The sequence below is a fragment of the Streptomyces tateyamensis genome, from assembly GCF_003205575.1.
Lineage (GTDB): Bacteria > Actinomycetota > Actinomycetes > Streptomycetales > Streptomycetaceae > Kitasatospora > Kitasatospora tateyamensis.
The window spans coordinates 1-1,338 of sequence record NZ_PYBW01000076.1 but is presented as its reverse complement, the minus strand read 5'-3'; the positions used below and the strand labels follow the sequence as shown (position 1 = coordinate 1,338).

Genomic DNA, 1,338 nt, shown 5'->3' with positions numbered 1-1,338 from the left:
GGATGCTCCTATAGACGTCAAGCCGCAGGAGCCAGGTCGGTTTGGGTGATTTGTTCGGTTGGTGTGTTGGTGAGCGCGCGGTAGACCTCGCGGACGACGAAGCGCTTGAGGCACCGCGTGATGTCCTTCTTCGAGAGGCCTTCCTTGGTGCGCCGGGCGACGTAGGCGCGGGTGCGCTCGTCGTAGCGCATGCGGACCAGGACGATGGTGTGCAGGGCGTTGTTCGCGGCCCGGTCGCCGCCTCGGTTGAGGCGGTGGCGGTGGGTTCGACCGGAGGACGCGGGGATCGGCGCGACGCCGGCCAGGTGGGCGAACGCGGCCTCGGAGCGCATCCGTTCGGGGTTGTCCCCGGCCGATGCGAGGAGCTGGCCGGCGGTCTCGGGACCGACACCGAACAGCGCGAGGAGTTCCGGTGCGGCCTGGCGGACGAGCGGGCCGATCTCGGTGTCGAGTTCGGTGATCTCCTCCTCCAGCAGTTGGTGGCGGCGGGCCAGGCGTCGCAGGGCGGCCTTGGTCGCGGCCAGTGGCGTCGACAGGTCCGGGCCGGGCCGCAGCCGGGCGAGGGTGCGTATCAGGGCGGTCCGTTCCAGTCCCGCGACCTGCTCACGCAGTGCCGCCGGGGCGGACACGAGCACGCTGCGGATCTGGTTCATCGCCTGGGTACGGGCTTTGACCGCGCTGCGGCGGGTGACTCGCAGCACCCGGACGGACTCGACCAGGCCGTCGCGGCTCTTGGGGATGCCGGTGGCCCGCCCGGAGGCCACCGCCGTCGCGGCGGCATAGGCGTCGATTGGGTCGGACTTGCCCCGCAGCCGCCGGGTCTTGCGGTCCGGTCGGTCGACGTCGACGACCGCGACCCCGGCGGCGGTTAGCACCCGGGCGAGTTCGGCGCCGTAGGCACCGGTGCCCTCCACGCCGACGGCTGTCAGAACGCCGTGCGAGCGCATCCAGTCCAGCAAGTCCCGGTAGCCGCGGACGGTGGCCGGGAACTCCTGGTCGGCGAGGTGCCGGCCGAGTTGGTCGATCACCGCCGCGTGGTGGGTGAGGCCGTGGGTGTCGACTCCGCCGGTGATCTCCGGGCTGCCGTGCGTCATGCTGGTCATGTCCGTCCTTGTCGCTTGTCCGAACCGAGGGCGGCACGCGCCGGTCGGGCGGGTGGACAAGACAGTGACGGGGCCTCTGGCCAGGCTCCTATAAAGTCACAAGCGCCCGTCCGGCCGCGTGCGTGATGACGTCGCCGACGGGCCGACAAATCCCAAACAGGACAGCCGAAGCGTCAGTCAGTCGATGGGTCAGATCCACCGGCAACATCACCACTCACATCATCACTGTCAGTCG

1 protein-coding gene is annotated in these 1,338 nt (G+C 70.3%); it reads right to left on the bottom strand.

Translation table 11 applies throughout. The features are described from left to right. Positions 1 to 17: 17 nt before the first annotated feature. A complete protein-coding gene (locus C7C46_RS20495; RefSeq protein ID WP_425470100.1) occupies positions 18 to 1,103 on the bottom strand; it encodes an IS110 family RNA-guided transposase in 1,086 nt (361 codons plus the stop codon). Positions 1,104 to 1,338 lie beyond the last annotated feature (235 nt).

Coding starts and splice junctions, on each gene's coding strand:
- C7C46_RS20495 (WP_425470100.1), bottom strand. CDS start 1,103: ATGACCAGCATGACGCACGGCAGCCCGGAGATCACCGGCGGAGTCGAC.